We start from the raw sequence: 17261 nt of genomic DNA, 5'->3' as shown, positions 1-17261 counted from the left end.
CTTCTCACCTGCATGAACGTAGGCCGAGGGGCGGTGCCGGCACATGGGCGCGCGCCCCCGGATCGGTGGTGTAGCCCGCTACACCATGGATCCGGGGGTGCGTGACAGCGACGTCCGGGCCTGCCGTGCCTTACGGTTTCGGGGGAGATGAGACGAACCGTGAGACAGGCCCTCAGACGCAGCGGCGACGCCACGCGCTATCTCGCCGCCGGGCTGCGGACCGCGCTGCCCGCGCTGGCGGGCATGGCCGCGCTGCCCGTCGTGCTGTTCCTGTCCGTCACCCTGATCGCGCTGCCCTGGCTGCCCGACGCGCTGCGGCCCGTGCGCACCCTCGCCCGCGCCGAACGGCGCCGCGCGGGGAAGGCGCTCGGCCGCGAGATCCCCGAGCCGTACGAGCCGACCCGGGGCACCGGTCTGGTGCAGAGTCTCAGGCTGCTGCGCTCCTCCGCCACCTGGCGCGATCTCGCCTGGATGCCGCTGCACGGCGTCACCGGCCTGGTCATGGCCGTACTGGCGATCTTCATGTGGCCGGCCGTGCTGTACTCGCTGAGCCAGCCGCTCTGGTGGTGGGCGGCGCCGGAGGGCTCGCAGTCGGCGTTCATCGTGCTGGACAGCTGGCCCAAGGCGCTGACCATGCCGTTCGTCCAGGCCGCGGTGGAGATCGCCATCCTGGTCTGGGGGGTGCCGAGGCTGGCGCGCGGGCAGGCCAGGCTGGCCGAGCTGCTGCTGCGCCCCACCCGCCGCTCCAGCCTGACCGAGCGGATCGAGGAACTCGCCGAGACCCGGGCCGAGGCCCTGGAGGCGCACGGCGCCGAGCTCCGCCGCATCGAACGCGACCTGCACGACGGCACCCAGGCCCAGCTCGTCGCGGTCGCGCTCCGCCTCGGCCTGGCCGACCGCCGCTTCGACGCCGACCCCGACGCGGCCCGCACCCTCTTCCTGGAGGCCCGGGACGGCGTCGAGGAGGCCCTCACCCAGCTCCGCACCGTGATCCGCGCCATCTACCCGCCGATCCTGTCCGACCGCGGCCTGCCCGGCGCCATCCGGGCCCTGGCCGCCGGGCAGCACATCCCCGTCCACCTGGACGTGCCCGACCCGGGCCGCGCGCCCGCCGCCGTCGAGGCCGCCGCCTACTTCGTCGTGGCCGAAGCGCTCACCAACATCGCCAAGCACAGCGGCGCGGGCCGCGCCGAGGTCTCGCTCCGGCGCACGGCGGGGTCGCTGCGCGTCCTCGTCCGGGACGACGGCAAGGGCGGCGCCGACCCCGCGGCCGGCAGCGGACTGGCCGGGATCCGCCGCCGCGTGGCGGCCCTGGACGGGACCACCCGCCTCGACAGCCCCGCCGGGCGGGGAACGACCCTGGAAGTGGAGCTGCCGTGCGGATCGTGATCGCCGAGGACAACGTCCTGCTGCGCGAGGGCCTGGTGCTGCTGCTCACCTCCGACGGCCACGAGGTCGCGGCGGTCGCCCACGACGGCCCGGCCGTGCTGCCCGCGCTGCTGGAGCACCGGCCCGACGTCGCCGTCCTGGACGTGCGCCTGCCGCCGGGCTTCCGCGACGAGGGCCTGCGCGCCGCCATCGCCGCCCGCAAGGAGATCCCCGGCCTGCCCGTCCTGGTCCTGTCGCAGTACGTCGAGGAGACCTACGCGGCCGAGCTCCTGGCCGGGGGCGCCGAGGGCATCGGCTACCTGCTCAAGGACCGCGTCGGCCGGGTCGAGGAGTTCCTGGACGCCCTGCGGCGGGTGGCCGACGGCGGCACCGCCCTGGACCCGGAGGTCGTCTCCCAGCTCATGTCCACGCGCGGCGACCCGCTGCGCGCCCTCACGCCGCGCGAGCGCGAAGTGCTGGGGCTGATGGCCCAGGGCCTGGACAACGCCACGATCGCGAGCACGCTGGTCATCACCGAGCGGTCCGTGAGCAAGCACATCGGGGCGATCTTCACCAAGCTGGGGCTGCCGCACACCGACTCGGGCCACCGGCGCGTGCTGGCGGTGCTGGCCTACCTCAACTCCTGAGGCGGCGCCCGGCGCCGGCCGCGGCGTGCGGCGCCATGCCGTCCAGGAGGTAGGCCAGGCCCTGCGCGAACGCGGCGTCCCAGTCGCTGCCGCTGAGGTGGCCGTGCTCGGCGAGGCTGGGGTAGCGGTCGCGCTCGCGCCGCAGCAGCGCGTCGGCCGCCTCGCGCTCGGCGGCCTCGTCGCCGCCGCCCGCCTGCGTCAGCGCCGCCCCGATCACGTAGTTGGACAGGCCGGAGGCGGCGGCGACCAGATGCGGGCCGCGGAAGCCCGCCGCGACCAGCGTGGCGTGCATGAACTCGGTGCGGGCCAGCACGTTCGGGCCCAGCAGGGGGCGGCTGAGCAGGGCCGCCGACCAGGGGTGGCGCAGCATCGCGGCGCGCCACTCGCCGAGCAGCGCGGTGACGGCCTCCCGCCAGCCGGTGCCGTCCGGCGGGATCCGGGCCTCGCCGAAGATCGCGTCGAGGGCCAGGTCGAGCACGTCGTCCTTGGTCTTCACATGCCAGTAGAGGGTCGTGGAGCCGGTGCCCAGGCGCTCGGCGAGGCGGCGCATGGTCAGCCGCTCGTGTCCCTCCTCGTCCAGGAAGGCCACGGCCTCGCCGACGATCCGCTCGCGGGTCAGCGGCGGGGACTCCCGCCGCGGCCGCTCCTCCCGTAGCCACACGCTGCCGCTCATGGGGCGGGAGTCTAGTACATTGGCCCGGTAGTGGATCGTCGGTCTAGAAACTCGAACACTGTACGAGGAGGTCGCCGTGGGGCATGTCGACGTGAGCCGCCTGACCTATGCGCTGCCGGACGGGCGGCCCCTGCTGAACGAGGTCTCCTTCCGCGTCGGCGACGGCGTGAAGGCGGCCCTCGTGGGGCCCAACGGGGCCGGGAAGACCACGCTGCTGAGGCTGATCGCCGGTGATCTGCGCGCGGCCGGGGGAACGGTCTCGACCTCGGGCGGGCTGGGCGTGATGCGGCAGTTCATCGGGAGCGTCCGGGACGGCGGGAGCGTGCACGACCTGCTCCTGTCGGTGGCCCCCGCCCCCGTCCGCGCCGCCGCCGGACGCCTCGCGCGGGCCGAGCGGGAGCTGGCCGAGGACGAGCGGTCGCAGCTCGCCTACGCCCAGGCCATGGCCGACTACGGCGACGCGGGCGGCTACGAGATCGAGGTCGTCTGGGACACCTGCGCCACGGCCGCCCTCGGGCTGCCCTACGACGAGGTGAAGGGCCGAGCGGTCACCACGCTGTCGGGCGGCGAGCAGAAGCGGATCGTGCTCGAGGCGCTGCTGCGCGGCCCCGACGCGGTGCTCCTGCTGGACGAGCCGGACAACTACCTGGACGTTCCAGGCAAGGAGTGGCTGGCCGAGAGGCTGCGTGGCGTGCCCAAGACCGTGCTGCTGGTCTCCCACGACCGCCGCCTCCTCGCCGACGTCGCCGACCGCGTCGTCACCGTGGAGTCGGGCGACGTGTGGGTGCACGGCGGCGGCTTCGCCGGCTACGCGCAGGCGCGCCGCGAGCGCACCGAACGCCTGCACGAGCTGCGCCGCCGCTGGGACGAGGAGCACGCCAGGCTGAAACAGCTCGTCCACACGCTGCGGCAGCGGGCCACCAACAACGACGCGGTGGCCTCCTCCTACCAGGCCGCCCGCACCAGGCTGAAGCGGTACGAGGAGGCGGGCCCGCCGCGCAGCGCCCCCAAGGAGCAGAACGTGCGGATGAGGCTGCGCGGAGGCCGGACGGGCAAGCGCGCGCTGGTGTGCGAGTCGCTGGAGCTGACGGGCCTGCTGCGGCCCTTCGACTTCGAGGTCTGGTACGGCGAGCGGGTGGCGGTGCTCGGCTCCAACGGGTCGGGGAAGTCGTCGTTCCTGAGGCTGCTGGCGGGGGAGGACCTCTCTCACTCGGGCGTGGCGCGGCTGGGCGCGCGCGTGGCGCCGGGCCTCTTCGTCCAGACGCACACCCGGCCCGACCTGCACGGGCGGACCCCCGCCGAGATCGTCATGAGCGAGTACGCGCTGGTCCGCAACGACGCGATGGCGGCGCTGGCCCGGTACGAGCTGGCGCCCGCCGGGGCACGGCCGTTCGAGACCCTCTCGGGCGGCCAACAGGCCCGGCTGCAGATCCTGCTGCTGGAGCTGTCGGGCGCGACGCTGCTGCTCCTGGACGAGCCCACCGACAACCTCGACCTGGCCAGCGCGGAAGCCCTGCAGCAGGGGCTGGAGTCGTACGAGGGCACGGTCCTGGCGGTCACGCACGACCGCTGGTTCGCCGACGACTTCGACCGCTACCTCATCTGCGGCGCGGACGGGCGGGTGCGCGAGTCCGCCGAGCCCGTCTGGCGTGACGAGGCCCTGGCCGGGGGATCCTGACGGCGGAGGCGGAAGGCGGGAGGGCGATGGATCTCAACGAACGGGATATCGACGACTGGCCCGGGCACGGGCTCACCGACGCGGAGCTGGACGCGGCTTACAACGTGCGGGCCCTGGCGGGCGAGGAGCGGTTCGGGCACCTCATGGCGCGCTACCGCGCGATGTCCGATGCGGCGGTCGAAGGGCTGCCCGGGCATCCGGGGATCGTCTACGACGAGACCGGCGGGGAGCGCCTGGACGTCTGGGGCCCCGGGCGGGACGGCGAGGCGCGGCCGGTGTTCGTCTTCCTCCACGGCGGCTACTGGCGGGCGCTGTCGCGCGCGGACTCGGCGTTCATGGCCCGGACGCTGCACCGCAACGGGGTGGCGACGGTCGTTCCCGACTACACCCTCGCGCCCGCGGCGACGCTGGAGGAGATCGTCCGGCAGGTGCGGGCCGCGGTCGCCTGGGTGCACCGGCACGGCCGCGCGCACGGCCTCGACCCCGGGCGCGTGGTCGTGGGCGGCAGCTCGGCCGGCGGGCACCTGACGGCGATGACCATGCTGGACGGCTGGCAGGCGGAGTTCGGCCTGCCCGGCGACGCGGTCAGGGCGGCGATGCCGTTCAGCGGGCTGTTCGACCTCCGGCCGCTGACACGGGTCTACGTCAACGAGTGGCTGGGCCTGGACGTGCGGCGCGCCGCCGCGCTCAGCCCGGAGCTGCTGCCGGCCGGGCGCAGCCTCCCCGCCGTGGTCGCGGTCGCCGAGCACGACGGGCCCGGCTTCCTGCAGCAGTCGCGCCGCTTCGCCCGGCACTGGGGCCGCGCGGCCGAGCTGATGGTCGTCCCGGACCGGGACCACTTCGACGTGGTGCTCGACCTCGCCGACGAGCGCTCAGCGGTGAGCCGGGCCCTGCTCGCCCTCGTCCACTCGCTCTGAGCCCTCCGCGAGCCGCGCCGAGAGGCCGGCGGCCTCCCGGCGGAGGTGGTCGAGCATCAGCCGCGCCGAGGGCGTCGGCGGGCGGCGCGCGGGCAGCGTGACGCCGACCCGCCGCCGTACCGGGTCCAGCGGCACCGGCAGCGGCGCGATCCCGTCGCCGGCCCGGGCCACGAGCTCGGGCATCGCCGCGATCGCGTCGGTGTCGCGCACCAGCGTCCGCACGGTCAGGATCGAGGTGCACTCGACCAGGTCGGCGGGCAGCGGCAGCCCCTGGTCCCGGAAGACCTCCTCCAGTTCCTGCCGCAGCGCCGTGCGCTGCAGCGGCAGCACCCACGGGTAGCCGAGCAGGTCGGCCAGGCCCGGATCCGGCCGGGACCGGACGGGGTGGCCGGCCCGCGCGACCAGCCGCACCGGCTCGCTGTAGAGGCCGATCTGGCGCAGCTCCGGGGTGCCGCCGATCGGGTTGAGACGGCCCAGGATGAGATCGATCTCGCCGTCCATCAGCCGCGGGACCTGGGCGTCGAACGTGGCCTCCTGGACGATCACGGTGATCCGCGGCCGGTCCCGCTTGAGCGCCGCGATCGCCCGCGGCAGCAGCACGTTGGACCCGGCCAGCAGGGTGCCGATGGTGACGGTGCCGACCTCGCCGTCGGCCAGCCCGGTGATCCGCTCGCCGGCCCGGCGCAGCTCGGCCAGCACCGCGCGGGCGTGCTCGACGAACGCCTCCCCGAACAGCGTCGGCGTCATCCCGCGCGGCCCCCGCGCGAAGAGCTCGACGCCGAGGATCTGCTCGACCTCCCGCAGGCTGCGGGTGACCGCGGGCTGGGCCAGCCGCAGGTGCTCGGCGGCGCGCAGCACGCTGCCCTGGTCGGCGACGGCCACCACCAGGACCAGGTGGCGGAGCTTGAGCCGCCCGTTGAGCAGGTCGATCGGCCGCATGGCCGCACCCTATAACGACTTTGCGATATCTCTGATGGCAGGAGGTATTGGACAGGTATAGCGCACGGGATGAAGATGATCGTACGGGCGGCGAGCGGACGAGAGAGGACGTGGCGTGGTGAGGGGTTCATGAAGCCGGCCCACTACGTCGGCGGGGCCTTCCTCGCGGAGGAGCCCGGCGCGGAGACCTTCGCGCTGCTCGACCCGTGCGACGGCAGCGAGCGCGGGCGCGTCCCCGAGGCCGCCCGGGAGACCGTCGACGCCGCCGTCCGGGCCGCGCGCGGCGCGCTGGAGGGCGCTTGGGGCGCGACCGGCGACACCGGGCGGGCCGCCGCGCTGCGCCGGATCGCCGACGGCGTCGAGGCGCGGTTCGAGGAGTTCGTCGACGCCGAGACCGCCGACACCGGCAAGCCGCGCGAGCTGGCCGCCACCGTCGACGTCCCGCGCGCCGCCGGCAACTTCCGCGCCTACGCCGACCTGCTGTACGGGCGGCCCGAGCGCGCGTACACCACCGAGATCCCCGGCTGGTCCGCGGGCGCGGGCGGCCGGGCGCTCAACTACACCGTCCGCCGCCCGCTCGGCGTCGTCGCGGTCGTCTCCCCGTGGAACCTGCCGCTGCTCCTGCTGACCTGGAAGGTCGCCCCGGCGCTGGCCGCCGGCAACGCGGTGGTCGCCAAGCCCTCGGAGGAGACCCCCTCCACCGCCACCCTGCTCGCCTCGGTGATCGACGAGGCCGGGCTGCCCGCCGGGGCGTTCAACCTCGTGCACGGGCACGGCGCGGGCGCGGCGGGGGAGTTCCTCACCGGGCACCCGGGGGTGGACGCGATCGCGTTCACCGGCGAGTCGGCGACCGGTGCCGCGATCATGCGCAACGCCGCCGACCACGTCACGCCCGTCTCGTTCGAGCTCGGCGGCAAGAACCCCGCGCTGGTGTTCGCCGACGCCGACCTGGCGGGCGCCGTGGACGGCACGGCCCGGTCCTCCTTCACCCACTCCGGCCAGATCTGCCTGTGCACCGAGCGCGTGTACGTGCAGCGCCCGGTCTTCGAGGAGTTCGTGGCGGCGCTGGGCGAGCGGGCCCGCGCCCTCGCCGGCTACGGCCCGATGATCTCGGCGGAGCACCGCGACAAGGTGCTGTCGTACTACCGGCTGGCCCGGGAGGAGGGCGCCGCGGTCGTCGCGGGCGGCGGCGCGCCGCGGTTCGGCGACGCCCGCGACGGCGGCTTCTACGTGGAGCCGACCGTGCTCACCGGGCTGCCGGAGACCGCCCGCACCGTCCGCGAGGAGATCTTCGGGCCGGTCTGCCACGTCGCCCCCTTCGACACCGAGGAGGAGGCGGTGCGGCTGGCCAACGACAGCCCGTACGGCCTGGCCGCCACCCTGTGGACCACCGACCTGTCGAGGGCGCACCGGGTGGCGCCGCGCGTGCGGACCGGCATCGTGTGGGTGAACTGCTGGAACCTGCGCGACCTGCGGACCCCGTTCGGCGGGGTCAAGGCGTCCGGGATCGGGCGCGAGGGCGGGGAGTACTCCCTGGACTTCTTCTCCGAGCCCGTCAACATCTGCGTCCAGATCTGAGAGGCACATGGCCATCGAGACCGCCGCCCGGCGCATCCTGGAGGCGTACGCGACCGGCGTCCCGTGCGCGCCCGTCCGCGACCTGATCGGCCCGGACGAGGCGTACGACGTGCAGCGGCACCTCGCCCGGCACTGGGCCGCCGAGGGCCGCCGCCCGGTCGGCCGCAAGATCGGGCTGACCTCGGCCGCCGTCCAGGCCCAGCTCGGCGTGGACAGCCCCGACTTCGGCACGCTCTACGCCGACATGGCGGTGCCCGACGGCGCCGAGATCCCCGCGGGCGCGGTGCTGCAGGGCCGGGCGGAGGCGGAGGTCGCGCTCGTCCTGGAGCGGGACCTGCCGCACGAGCGGCACACCGCCGCCGACCTGATCCGGGCGACCGCGTTCGCGCTCCCGGCGATCGAGGTGGCGGGCAGCCGGATCCGCGACTGGGACATCACGCTGGCCGACACCGTCGCCGACAACGCCTCGTCCGGGATGTTCGTGCTGGGCAACCGCCCCGTCCCGCTGGCGGAAGTGGACCTGCGGCTGTGCGGCATGGTGCTGGAGCGGCGCGGCGAGCAGCTGTCCACCGGCACCGGCGCAGCCTGCCTCGGCCACCCGCTGAACGCCGCGCTCTGGCTCGCCGACACCCTGGCCCGCGCCGGTGACCCGCTGCGCGCCGGCGACATCGTGCTGACCGGCGCGCTCGGCCCGATGGTCCCGGCGGTCCCGGGCGAGGTGCTGGAGGCGCGCATCGAAGGGCTCGGCGACGTCCGCGTCGCCTTCGCCGAGGACCGCGAGAGCGGGGAGGACGCGTGAGCGAGCGGCAGGCGGCGGGCGGCGCGGCGGACGTGGACGCCGGCGCGCTGGCCGAGACGCTGGAGCGGGCCAGGGCGGAGGCCCGCGCGATCCCGCGCCTGACCGACGGCGCCGACCTGGACGTGGACACCGCCTACCGGGTGCAGCGCGCCGGGATCGATCTGCGGCTGGCCGGCGGCGAACGGCTCGCCGGGGTCAAGATGGGCTTCACCAGCCGCGCCAAGATGGTCCAGATGGGCGTGGACGACGTCATCTGGGGGCTGCTGACCGACGCCATGCTGGTCGAGTCGGCGGTGGACGCCGGGCGGCTGATCCACCCGCGGATCGAGCCGGAGATCGCCTACCTGATCGGCCGCCCGGTGCGCTCCGCGGCCGACGTGGACGCCGCCGTCGCCGGTGTCGCGGTCGGCTTCGAGGTGCTCGACTCGCGCTACCGGGACTTCTCGTTCACGCTCCCCGACGTGGTCGCCGACAACGCCTCGGCGTCCGGCTACGGCGTCGGCGCCTGGCACGACCCGAGCCGCGTCGGGAGCACGGCCAACCTCGGGATGCTGATGGAGATCGACGGCCGGGCCGTGCAGACCGGCTCGTCGGCCGCGATCCTAGGCGAGCCGGCGCGGTCGCTGCCCGCCGCCGCCCGGCTCGCCGAGGAGGCCGGGATCGTGCTGGAGCCGGGCTGGGTGGTGCTGGCGGGCGCCGCGACGGCGGCCGTGCCGCTGCCCGCGGGCGCCCACGTCAGGGTGACGGCCTCCCGGCTGGGCTCGGTGGAGGTGACGACATGACCGGCGACATCACCGGCGACATGACCGGCGGCCGCCGGGACGCGCTGCTGGTCGAGGGGAAGGCCAGGCCCCGGGGACGGTTCCCGCACGTGAAGCGGGCCGGCGACCTGCTCTTCGTGTCCGGCACCAGCTCGCGCCGCCCCGACGGCACCTTCGCCGGCGCGTCGGCCGACCCCATGGGCGTGACCGACCTGGACATCCGCGAGCAGACCCGCGCCGTCATCGAGAACGTCCGGGACCTCCTGCGGGCCGCCGGCGGCGATCTGGACGACCTGGTCAGCGTGACGGCCTACCTGGTCAGCATGAACGACTTCGGCGGCTACAACGAGGTCTACGGCGAGTACTTCGACGAGACCGGCCCGGCCCGCACCACCGTGGCCGTCCACCAGCTCCCCCACCCGCACCTGCTCATCGAGATCGCCTGCGTGGCGCACATTCCGGGCGAGCCAACGAAAGGGGCCGGATCGCCATGAGCCTGCCGAAGCTGTCCTTCGGGCGCTCCTTCAACCTCTCCCGCTGGGTCGACGAGCACCGCGACCTGCTCAGGCCGCCGGTCGGCAACGTCCAGGTGTGGAAGGACGCCGGCATGATCGTCATGGTGGTCGGCGGCCCCAACCAGCGCACCGACTTCCACGACGACCCGATCGAGGAGTTCTTCTACCAGCTCGAAGGCAACATGGTGCTGCGCGTCATGGAGGAGGAGGGCAGGCCGCCGGTCGACGTGCAGATCAACGAGGGCGACGTCTTCCTGCTGCCGCCGCACGTGCGGCACTCCCCGCAGCGGCCCGAGCCGGGCAGCATCGGCCTGGTCGTGGAGATCGCCCGGCCCGAGGGGACGCGCGAGGCGTTCGAGTGGTACTGCCTCGAATGCCACCACCGCGTGCACCGCGCCGAGCTGCACGTGGGCTCCATCGTGGACGACCTGCCGCCGGTCTTCCAGAGCTTCTACGACGGCGACCGCACGTGCGGGAACTGCGGCGCGGTCCACCCCGGCAAGGAGTGGCCCGAGCAGGCCCGCCCCAGGACGCGGGCCCGCGCGTGAACCGGCCCGTCGTCGACGTGCACGCGCACGTCTTCCCCCGGATCTCCCGCGCCGAGGCGCGGGTGCTCGCCGGCGCCGGCGAGCCGTGGCTGCGGGAGGGCGGCGACGGCGCCGGCATGATGATGAGCGGCGACGCCGAGTACCGGCCGGTCCGCGCCGAGCTGTGGGACGCCGCCGCGCGGGTCGCCGCGATGGACCGCTCCGGCGTGGACGTGCAGGCGGTCTCCTCCACCCCGCTGATGTTCGGGTACGAGGCCGACCCCGCCCGCGCCGCCGACTGGTGCGAGCTGGTCAACCAGCGGATCCTGGAGTACTGCGCGCAGGCCCCCGGCCGGCTGCTGCCGCTGTGCCAGGTTCCGCTGCAGGACGCCGAGCTGGCGTGCGCGGCGGTCACCAAGGCGGCGGCGGCCGGGCACCGCGGCGTCCACATCGGCAACCACGTCGGCTCCCGCTACCCCGACGACCCGGGCGTCGTGGAGTTCCTGGCGCACTGCGCCGCCGAGGGCGTGCCGGTGCTGGTCCACCCGTGGGACATGCTCGGCGGCGACCGGATGGGCGGCCGGTACATGCTGCCGTGGCTGGTCGGGATGGCCGCCGAGACCCAGCTGTCGATCCTGTCGCTGATCCTGTCCGGCGCGTTCGAACGGCTGCCCGCCTCGCTGCGGCTGTGCTTCTGCCACGGCGGCGGGTCGTTCGCCTACCTGCTCGGGCGGGCCGACAACGCCTGGCGCAACCGCGACATCGTGCGCCGCGACTCGCCGCGTCCGCCGTCGGCCTACACCGACCGGTTCCACGTCGACTCGGCCGTGTTCGACCCGCGCGCGCTGCGGCTGCTGGTGGAGGTCATGGGCGCGGAGCGGGTGATGCTCGGCACCGACTTCCCGTTCCCGCTGGGCGAGCTCGAGCCGGGCGCGACGGTCCGGGCGTGCGAGCAGCTGAGCGAGCGGGAGTGCGCGGCGATCCTCGGCGGGAACGCCCGCCGCTTCTTCGACATCGAGGACGTGGAGGCGTGAACGGCGGCGTGAACGGCGGCGTGGACGACCGCCTGAACGACATGGAGGCCGAGGCCCTGCGGCTCGACGCGACCGACCCGCTGCCCGCGCTGCGCGGCGACTTCCACATCCCGCCCGCGCCGGGAGGCCCGTACGCCGAGTCCGCCTACTTCGCGGGCAACTCGCTCGGCCTCCAGCCCAGAAGCGCCGCCCGCTGGGTGAACGAGGAACTGGACGACTGGGCGCGGCTTGCCGTCGAGGGGCACACCCAGGGCCGCCGCCCCTGGGTCGACTACCACGAGCAGGCCCGCGAGCCCCTCGCCCGGCTGGTGGGAGGGCTGCCGCACGAGGTCGTGGCGATGAACTCGCTGACGGTCAACCTGCACCTGATGATGGCCAGCTTCTACCGGCCCGCCGGGGAACGCACCCGCATCGTCATCGAGGACACCGCGTTCCCCTCCGACTCCTACGCGGTGCGCAGCCAGGCCGTCCACCACGGGCTCGACCCCGAGCGGACCGTCGTGCGCCTGCGCCCGCGTCCCGGCGAGGAGCATCTGCGCACCGGCGACGTCCTCGGCTACCTCGAACGTGAGGGACGGCACGTCGCCCTGCTCATGCTCGGCGGCGTCAACTACCTGACCGGCCAGCTCATGGACATGCCGGCCATCACCGAGGCGGGCCGCGCCGCCGGCGCCGCGGTCGGCTGGGACCTCGCGCACGCCGCGGGGAACGTCCCGCTGCGCCTGCACGACTGGGACGTGGACTTCGCCGCCTGGTGCTCCTACAAGTACCTCAACAGCGGACCGGGCGCGGTCGCCGGATGCTTCGTCCACGAGCGCCACGTGCGCGACCCCGCGGTGCCCAAGCTGGCGGGCTGGTGGGGCACAGACCCGGCGACCCGCTTCAGGATGGCGCCCGAGTTCAGCCCGCCCGCCACCGCCGACGCCTGGCAGCTGTCCAACCCGCCCATCCTGGCGCTGGCGCCCGTGCTGGCCTCGCTGGAGCTCTTCGACCGGGCCGGGATGGACGCGCTGCGCGCCAGGAGCGAGCGCCTCACCGCCTACCTGGCCGCGCGCCTGTCACGGGTCGCCGGGCTGGAGGTCGTCACGCCCGCCGACCCCGCGGCGCGCGGCTGCCAGCTGTCGGTCCGGGTGCCGGACGCGGCCGCGGTCGCCGGCCGGCTCGCCGCCGCGCACGGCGTCGTGGCCGATACCCGCGAACCCGATGTCGTCCGGCTCGCGCCGGTGCCGCTGTACTCTACGTTCCACGACTGCCACCGCGCCGGCACTGCCCTGAGGGCCGTGCTCGATCACCGGCCGGACGGCTGATACGTTCCCCGTATGTTGCTCCGGGGGCTGGATCGGCTCCCGAGGTGAGAAGATGGCGACGGAAACGGCACCGGCCGTCCTGCGCGTGGCGGACCTGCTGGCCCAGGGCGACCTGGCGCTCTCGCTGGTCGCGGGGCACGGCTCGCTCGGCCGCCGGATCAGGCGCGTGCGCGTCACCGACCTCCCCGGCCCCGGCGCCCAGGTGCGCGGCGGCGACCTGGTCCTGACCACCGGGCGGTGGTACCGCAGCCCCGCCGAGTGCGCGGCCTTCGCCGCCTCCCTGGCCGGACGCGGCGCGGCCGCGCTGGTGGTGGGCCCGGCGGCGCCGGACGGACCGCCCGTCTCCCTGGTCGTGGAGTGCGAGCGGCGCGGGCTGCCGCTCATCGCGGCCGCCGACGACCGCGCGTTCGCGGCCATCGCCGAACGGGTCGCCGAGGCGCACTCGCCCGCGGGACTGCGCCGCCGCCTGGCCGCGGCCGCGCACGGCGCCGGAGGGGTGCGCGGGGTGGTCCGCCTGCTGCGCGAGGAGACGGAGCTGGACTGCTGGGTGCTCTCCCCGCTGGCGACCGTCCTGGCCTCCGCCGGCGACCCGCCCGCCCGCGAGGACGTCGAGCGCGCCTGGCTGCACGCGACCGGCGCCGCGCCGCCGCCCGCCGCGGCCCTGGCCGTGCGCCCGATCCGCGGGGCGGACGGCGGCGTCCAGGGGCACCTGGTGTGCCCGGGCGGCGACGCCCCGGGCGCGGCGGGCGGGGAGAGGGCGATGCGGGCGGCCCTGCCCGTCCTCGGCGCCGAACTCGACCGGATCGACGCGGGGCGCCGCCGCGAGCAGCGCCGCGTCCGCGACCTGCTCGACGCCGCCGCCCGCGGCGCGGACCACGAGGCCGTCGCGGGAGGGCTCCGCTCGCTCGGCGCCGACCCGGGCGCGCCGACCGTGGCCGTCGCGGTCGCGCTCGACGCCGCGCTGCCCCGCGCCTGGATCGTCGGCGGCGCCCTGGCCCGCACGGCGGCACCCGACCGGGCCGGCCGGGTCCTGCTGTGCGAGCGCGACGACACGGTGATCGCGCTGGTCAACGGGCCGGCCGGCGCGGAGCGCGTCGAGGCGGCGCTGAGGGACGTGGCCGGCCGCTACCCGCTCGTCCTGCGGGGGCGCACCGTCGCCGCCGGGGTGAGCGAGGCGACGGGCGACGCCGGCGGCCTCGCCGCGGCGGTGGAGGCCGCGCGGCGCGTACTGCGGCACGCCCGCGACAGTGCCGGTCCGGTGACCGTCGTGCGCGAGGCCGACCTCGGCTCGCACCGGCTGCTGCTGGCCGTCCTCCCCGACGACGTGCGGCGCTCGTACCGGGAGCGGTTCATCGGACCGCTGGAGGACCACGACGCCCGGCACGGCTCGGAACTGGTCCGCACGCTCGACCTCTTCCTGGAGACGAGCGGGTCGTGGCAGCGCACGGCCGACCTCCTGCACGTCCACGTCAACACGCTGCGCTACCGCGTCCGGCGGATCGAGATGCTGACCGGGCGCAGCATGGGGTCGATGAGCGGCCGCGCCGACCTCTACCTCGCGCTGCGCTGCCCGCCGCCGTCCTGAACGGCCCGGGACGCCCCGCGGGTCAGCAGCAGGACGGCCATGACCGCGGCCGCCAGCACCCCCGCGAAGCTCGCGGCGCCCAGCTCGCCGCGCACCGCGTACGACGACACTGACGCCGTGAACACCCCGGTGCACATGGCGAAGGAGAAGGCCAGCGCCGGCACGGCGTGCCGCCGGGGGAGCGCGGCGGCCACCAGTAGCAGCCCGCACAGGATGAGGTCCGGCACGAGGAAGAGGTTGTCGCCGCGCCACGAGTCGTGCAGGAAGAGGAACGCGAACGTGCCCGTGCTGAGGATGACGGCGAGCACGCGGCCCGCGGTGATGAGCTCCATGCGTCCCATCTGAGCGGGCCGGGCGGCGCGGCGTATCCGCCCGCGGGCCGGAACGCCGCCGCCGCCCGGCCCGTCCTCGCCGGTCCGCCCGGACGGTGCGCGGCGGCCGGGTGGAGGAGGCGGCCTCCTGCTCGCGGCGGAGGGCGGGGCCGCGTGCCCGGCCTACGATCGGTACGTGTTCGCCGACCGGGTGGAGAACCTCGTCGGGCGCTGGTTCGCCCCGCTGCGCCTGGTGCTGGTCGCCGTGCTCGCGGCCGGGGACCTGGCCCTGATGCACCGTCCCGGGTCCGTCGGCGACTGGGCGGTGGTGCTGGCCGCGTACGGCGCGTACGCCGCCGCCGTCCGGCTCCCGATGCCCGCCGTGGCCGTGCTGTCGGTGCTGCTGGCCACCGCCGAGGTCGCCGCGTCCGCCGTCATCATGCCGGTGAAGGGGATGCTCGCGATCGCCCTGTTCGAGCTGGCCGTCCGCCGTCCGGCGCGCGAGCTGTCGGCGGGCGCGGCCGCTTTCGCGCTGGCGGTCGCCTGCGGCCGGATCGGCGACCCGGCCGCCGAGGTCGTGCCCGCGCTGTTCCGGGTCGCGGTCTTCGCCGCGGTGCTGCTGCTCGGCGGCGCCTACATCCGCTCGGTCCGCGCCGTCGCGCGGGAGGCCCGCGAGCGCGCCACCGAGCAGGAGCGGCGCCGGCTCGCCGAGACGCGCGCGGCCCGCGCCGCCGAGCGCACCGCCATCGCCCGCGAGCTGCACGACCTGGTCGCCCACCACGTGTCCTCGATGGTGCTGCGGGTCGGGGTGGCCCGGCACGTGCTGCCCGACTCCGGCCCGCGGGTCGGCGAGGTCCTGGACGACCTGCACGCCACCGGCACCGCGGCCCTGGCAGACCTCGGCCATCTGGTGGCGGTGCTGCGCGACCCGTCGACCGTCCACGACGACCAGCCGCCGGTCGAGCCCGCCGCCCTGCCGGCGGCGCTGGAGCGGGTGGTCGAGCAGGGGCGCCGCACCGGCCTGGCGGTGGAGGCGTCGGTCGACCCGGCCGTCGCCGGGCTGGACCCGGTCCGCGGCGTCACGGTGCTGCGCCTGGTGCAGGAGGGCCTGGCGAACGCCGCCAAGCACGCCGGTCCGGGCGCCCGTGTCCGGCTGACCGCACGGGTGGACCCGGACGCGGTACGGCTGATGATCCGCGACGGGGGAGGCGGCGGCCGCGACCGTCCCGCCTCCCCGCCCGGGTACGGGCTGGTCGGCATGCGCGAACGCGTCGGCCTGCTGGGCGGCACGCTGGAGGCGGGCCCGGCCGGCCCCGGCTGGGAGCTGTCCGCCGAGCTCCCCCTCGACGGGCGGCCGGACCCGCGGCCGGGGGCCGAGCGGCTGGAGGCGCGGCCGTGATCCGGGTCCTGGTGGCCGACGACCAGCACCTGGTGCGGGCCGGTCTGCGGATGCTCTGCGAGTCCGCCCCCGATCTGGAGGTCGTGGGCGAGGCCGCCGACGGCCACGAGGCGGTGGCGCAGGCGGAACGGGTCCTGCCCGACGTGATCCTCATGGACCTGCGGATGCCCGGCCTGGACGGCACCGCCGCCACCGAGCGGATCACGGCCGCCCGGCCCGCGGCGCGGGTGCTGGCGCTGACGACGTTCGGCGACGACGACCACCTGTACCCGGCGCTGGCCGCCGGGGCGTGCGGCTTCCTGGTCAAGAGCGCGCCGCCCGGGGAACTGCTGGAGGCGGTGCGCCGCGCCGCCGCCGGCGGCACCCCCTTCAGCCAGGAGGTGCTCGGACGGCTGGTGGACCGGGCCGTCCGCGCCCGCGACGAGTCCGCCCGCGTCCCCGACCCCGGCCCGCTCACGCCGCGGGAGCGGGACGTGCTGGCCCTGGTCGCCGCCGGGCTGTCCAACCAGGAGATCGCCGCGCGGCTGCATCTGGGCGTCACCACCGTGAAGACCCACATCGCCGCGCTGCTGTCCAAGACCGGCTGCCCGAACCGGATCCGGCTGGCCGTGTACGCCGTCCGCGCCGGGCTGGCCGGCGACTGACGGCCAGGCCAGGCCGGGCGGCGCTAGTCGGCGGGGCCCGCCAGGCCGTGGCGCGTGCCCTTGGGCAGCAGCGGGAACTGGCTCAGCGGCATGGGCGATCCGCCGCCCGCCGTGATGAGCGCGGCCAGGCGGTCCGGCGGCAGGCCGCCCGCCGCCAGGCTGCAGGGGGCCCGCAGCCGCACCGCGGCGGCCCGGGACGCGGTCCCGGCGGGCGTGCCCGCGACCGCCACACCGGCCTTGATCGCGACGCTGGCCAGCGACACGACCAGCGCCACGTCCGAGCCGGTGTCCAGCCGCACCGAGATCCACTCGCCGCCGGGCTGGATCGTGATCCGGCCCGAGTCGGCCAGCGCCGCGCCCATCCGGTCCACCACCGGGCGGGTCAGCCGCAGCTCGGCCTCCGCGCCGGTATGGAGATGGATGACCTGGACGCCCTTGGCGGCCAGGGCGACCCCTATGCCGCAGTCCGCCCGGACCTTGGAGACCCCCGGCCAGGCGCTGAGCCGGTCCGCGATGCGACCGGCATGGGAAGTCCCGCCACTTCCGTCGGCTGCCACAGCGTCATCGTTGCGCCGGTGA

The 17261-nt window shown here is 75.7% G+C and carries 18 protein-coding genes; 14 read left to right on the top strand and 4 right to left on the bottom strand.

The window, feature by feature from the left end:
- Positions 1-159 precede the first annotated feature (159 nt).
- On the top strand, positions 160-1389 hold the full coding sequence (locus ACFPZN_RS14130) for a sensor histidine kinase (RefSeq protein WP_378282374.1): 1230 nt from the start codon (positions 160-162) through the stop codon (positions 1387-1389).
- Positions 1377-2015, top strand: coding sequence for a LuxR C-terminal-related transcriptional regulator (locus tag ACFPZN_RS14125; RefSeq protein WP_378282373.1), 639 nt, complete (start codon positions 1377-1379; stop codon positions 2013-2015). Before ACFPZN_RS14130 ends, ACFPZN_RS14125 begins: the two co-directional genes overlap by 13 nt.
- On the opposite strand, the gene ACFPZN_RS14120 is transcribed toward ACFPZN_RS14125, so the two are convergent.
- The gene (locus ACFPZN_RS14120) at positions 2005-2688 is read right to left on the bottom strand and encodes a TetR/AcrR family transcriptional regulator (RefSeq protein ID WP_378282372.1); all 684 of its coding nucleotides are present in this window, start codon (positions 2686-2688) and stop codon (positions 2005-2007) included. The two genes, ACFPZN_RS14125 and ACFPZN_RS14120, sit on opposite strands and share 11 nt — an antisense overlap.
- A 76-nt stretch (positions 2689-2764) precedes the next feature.
- Between ACFPZN_RS14120 and ACFPZN_RS14115 the strand changes: the two genes are divergently transcribed.
- Together ACFPZN_RS14115 and ACFPZN_RS14110 are read left to right on the top strand one after the other, a co-directional pair.
- On the top strand, positions 2765-4366 hold the full coding sequence (locus tag ACFPZN_RS14115) for an ABC-F family ATP-binding cassette domain-containing protein (RefSeq protein ID WP_378282371.1): 1602 nt from the start codon (positions 2765-2767) through the stop codon (positions 4364-4366).
- A 26-nt stretch (positions 4367-4392) separates the two neighbouring features.
- Positions 4393-5283 (top strand): alpha/beta hydrolase, encoded by an 891-nt coding sequence (locus tag ACFPZN_RS14110; protein ID WP_378282370.1) that lies wholly within the window; start codon positions 4393-4395, stop codon positions 5281-5283.
- Here the strand turns inward: ACFPZN_RS14110 and ACFPZN_RS14105 are convergent.
- Positions 5239-6222, bottom strand: coding sequence for a LysR substrate-binding domain-containing protein (locus tag ACFPZN_RS14105; RefSeq protein WP_378282369.1), 984 nt, complete (start codon positions 6220-6222; stop codon positions 5239-5241). The two genes, ACFPZN_RS14110 and ACFPZN_RS14105, sit on opposite strands and share 45 nt — an antisense overlap.
- Positions 6223-6351: 129 nt before the next feature.
- Between ACFPZN_RS14105 and ACFPZN_RS14100 the strand changes: the two genes are divergently transcribed.
- The 8 genes from ACFPZN_RS14100 to ACFPZN_RS14065 are packed head-to-tail and all read left to right on the top strand — an operon-like array spanning position 6352 to position 14328.
- Entirely contained in the window at positions 6352-7800 is a 1449-nt protein-coding gene (locus ACFPZN_RS14100; RefSeq protein ID WP_378282368.1) for a 2-hydroxymuconic semialdehyde dehydrogenase, read from the top strand.
- Positions 7801-7807: 7 nt separating this feature from the next.
- A complete protein-coding gene (locus ACFPZN_RS14095; protein WP_378282367.1) occupies positions 7808-8599 on the top strand; it encodes a 2-keto-4-pentenoate hydratase in 792 nt (263 codons plus the stop codon).
- The gene (locus ACFPZN_RS14090; RefSeq protein ID WP_378282366.1) at positions 8596-9381 is read left to right on the top strand and encodes a 2-keto-4-pentenoate hydratase; all 786 of its coding nucleotides are present in this window, start codon (positions 8596-8598) and stop codon (positions 9379-9381) included. The genes ACFPZN_RS14095 and ACFPZN_RS14090 overlap by 4 nt, the downstream gene beginning before the upstream one ends.
- Positions 9378-9854 (top strand): RidA family protein, encoded by a 477-nt coding sequence (locus ACFPZN_RS14085; RefSeq protein ID WP_378282365.1) that lies wholly within the window; start codon positions 9378-9380, stop codon positions 9852-9854. Before ACFPZN_RS14090 ends, ACFPZN_RS14085 begins: the two co-directional genes overlap by 4 nt.
- A complete protein-coding gene (locus ACFPZN_RS14080) occupies positions 9851-10423 on the top strand; it encodes a 3-hydroxyanthranilate 3,4-dioxygenase (RefSeq protein WP_378282364.1) in 573 nt (190 codons plus the stop codon). The genes ACFPZN_RS14085 and ACFPZN_RS14080 overlap by 4 nt, the downstream gene beginning before the upstream one ends.
- Complete coding sequence (locus ACFPZN_RS14075) at positions 10420-11436, top strand: amidohydrolase family protein (RefSeq protein ID WP_378282363.1); 1017 nt, start codon at positions 10420-10422, stop codon at positions 11434-11436. Before ACFPZN_RS14080 ends, ACFPZN_RS14075 begins: the two co-directional genes overlap by 4 nt.
- Positions 11433-12743, top strand: coding sequence for a kynureninase (gene kynU, locus ACFPZN_RS14070; RefSeq protein WP_378282362.1), 1311 nt, complete (start codon positions 11433-11435; stop codon positions 12741-12743). The genes ACFPZN_RS14075 and kynU overlap by 4 nt, the downstream gene beginning before the upstream one ends.
- A gap of 52 nt (positions 12744-12795) precedes the next feature.
- Positions 12796-14328 (top strand): PucR family transcriptional regulator, encoded by a 1533-nt coding sequence (locus ACFPZN_RS14065; RefSeq protein ID WP_378282361.1) that lies wholly within the window; start codon positions 12796-12798, stop codon positions 14326-14328.
- On the opposite strand, the gene ACFPZN_RS14060 is transcribed toward ACFPZN_RS14065, so the two are convergent.
- On the bottom strand, positions 14295-14660 hold the full coding sequence (locus tag ACFPZN_RS14060) for a hypothetical protein (RefSeq protein ID WP_378282360.1): 366 nt from the start codon (positions 14658-14660) through the stop codon (positions 14295-14297). The genes ACFPZN_RS14065 and ACFPZN_RS14060 overlap by 34 nt on opposite strands.
- Positions 14661-14835: 175 nt before the next feature.
- Between ACFPZN_RS14060 and ACFPZN_RS14055 the strand changes: the two genes are divergently transcribed.
- Complete coding sequence (locus ACFPZN_RS14055; RefSeq protein WP_378282359.1) at positions 14836-16038, top strand: sensor histidine kinase; 1203 nt, start codon at positions 14836-14838, stop codon at positions 16036-16038.
- The gene (locus ACFPZN_RS14050; RefSeq protein WP_378282358.1) at positions 16035-16682 is read left to right on the top strand and encodes a response regulator; all 648 of its coding nucleotides are present in this window, start codon (positions 16035-16037) and stop codon (positions 16680-16682) included. The genes ACFPZN_RS14055 and ACFPZN_RS14050 overlap by 4 nt, the downstream gene beginning before the upstream one ends.
- A gap of 23 nt (positions 16683-16705) precedes the next feature.
- Here ACFPZN_RS14050 and ACFPZN_RS14045 read toward each other — a convergent pair whose 3' ends face one another.
- On the bottom strand, positions 16706-17239 hold the full coding sequence (locus ACFPZN_RS14045; RefSeq protein WP_378282357.1) for a luciferase domain-containing protein: 534 nt from the start codon (positions 17237-17239) through the stop codon (positions 16706-16708).
- Between the last annotated feature and the right edge of the window lie 22 nt (positions 17240-17261).

The organism is Actinomadura rugatobispora (genome assembly GCF_042656285.1).
GTDB lineage: Bacteria > Actinomycetota > Actinomycetes > Streptosporangiales > Streptosporangiaceae > Spirillospora > Spirillospora rugatobispora.
This window is presented reverse-complemented; position numbering and strand designations above follow the sequence as displayed.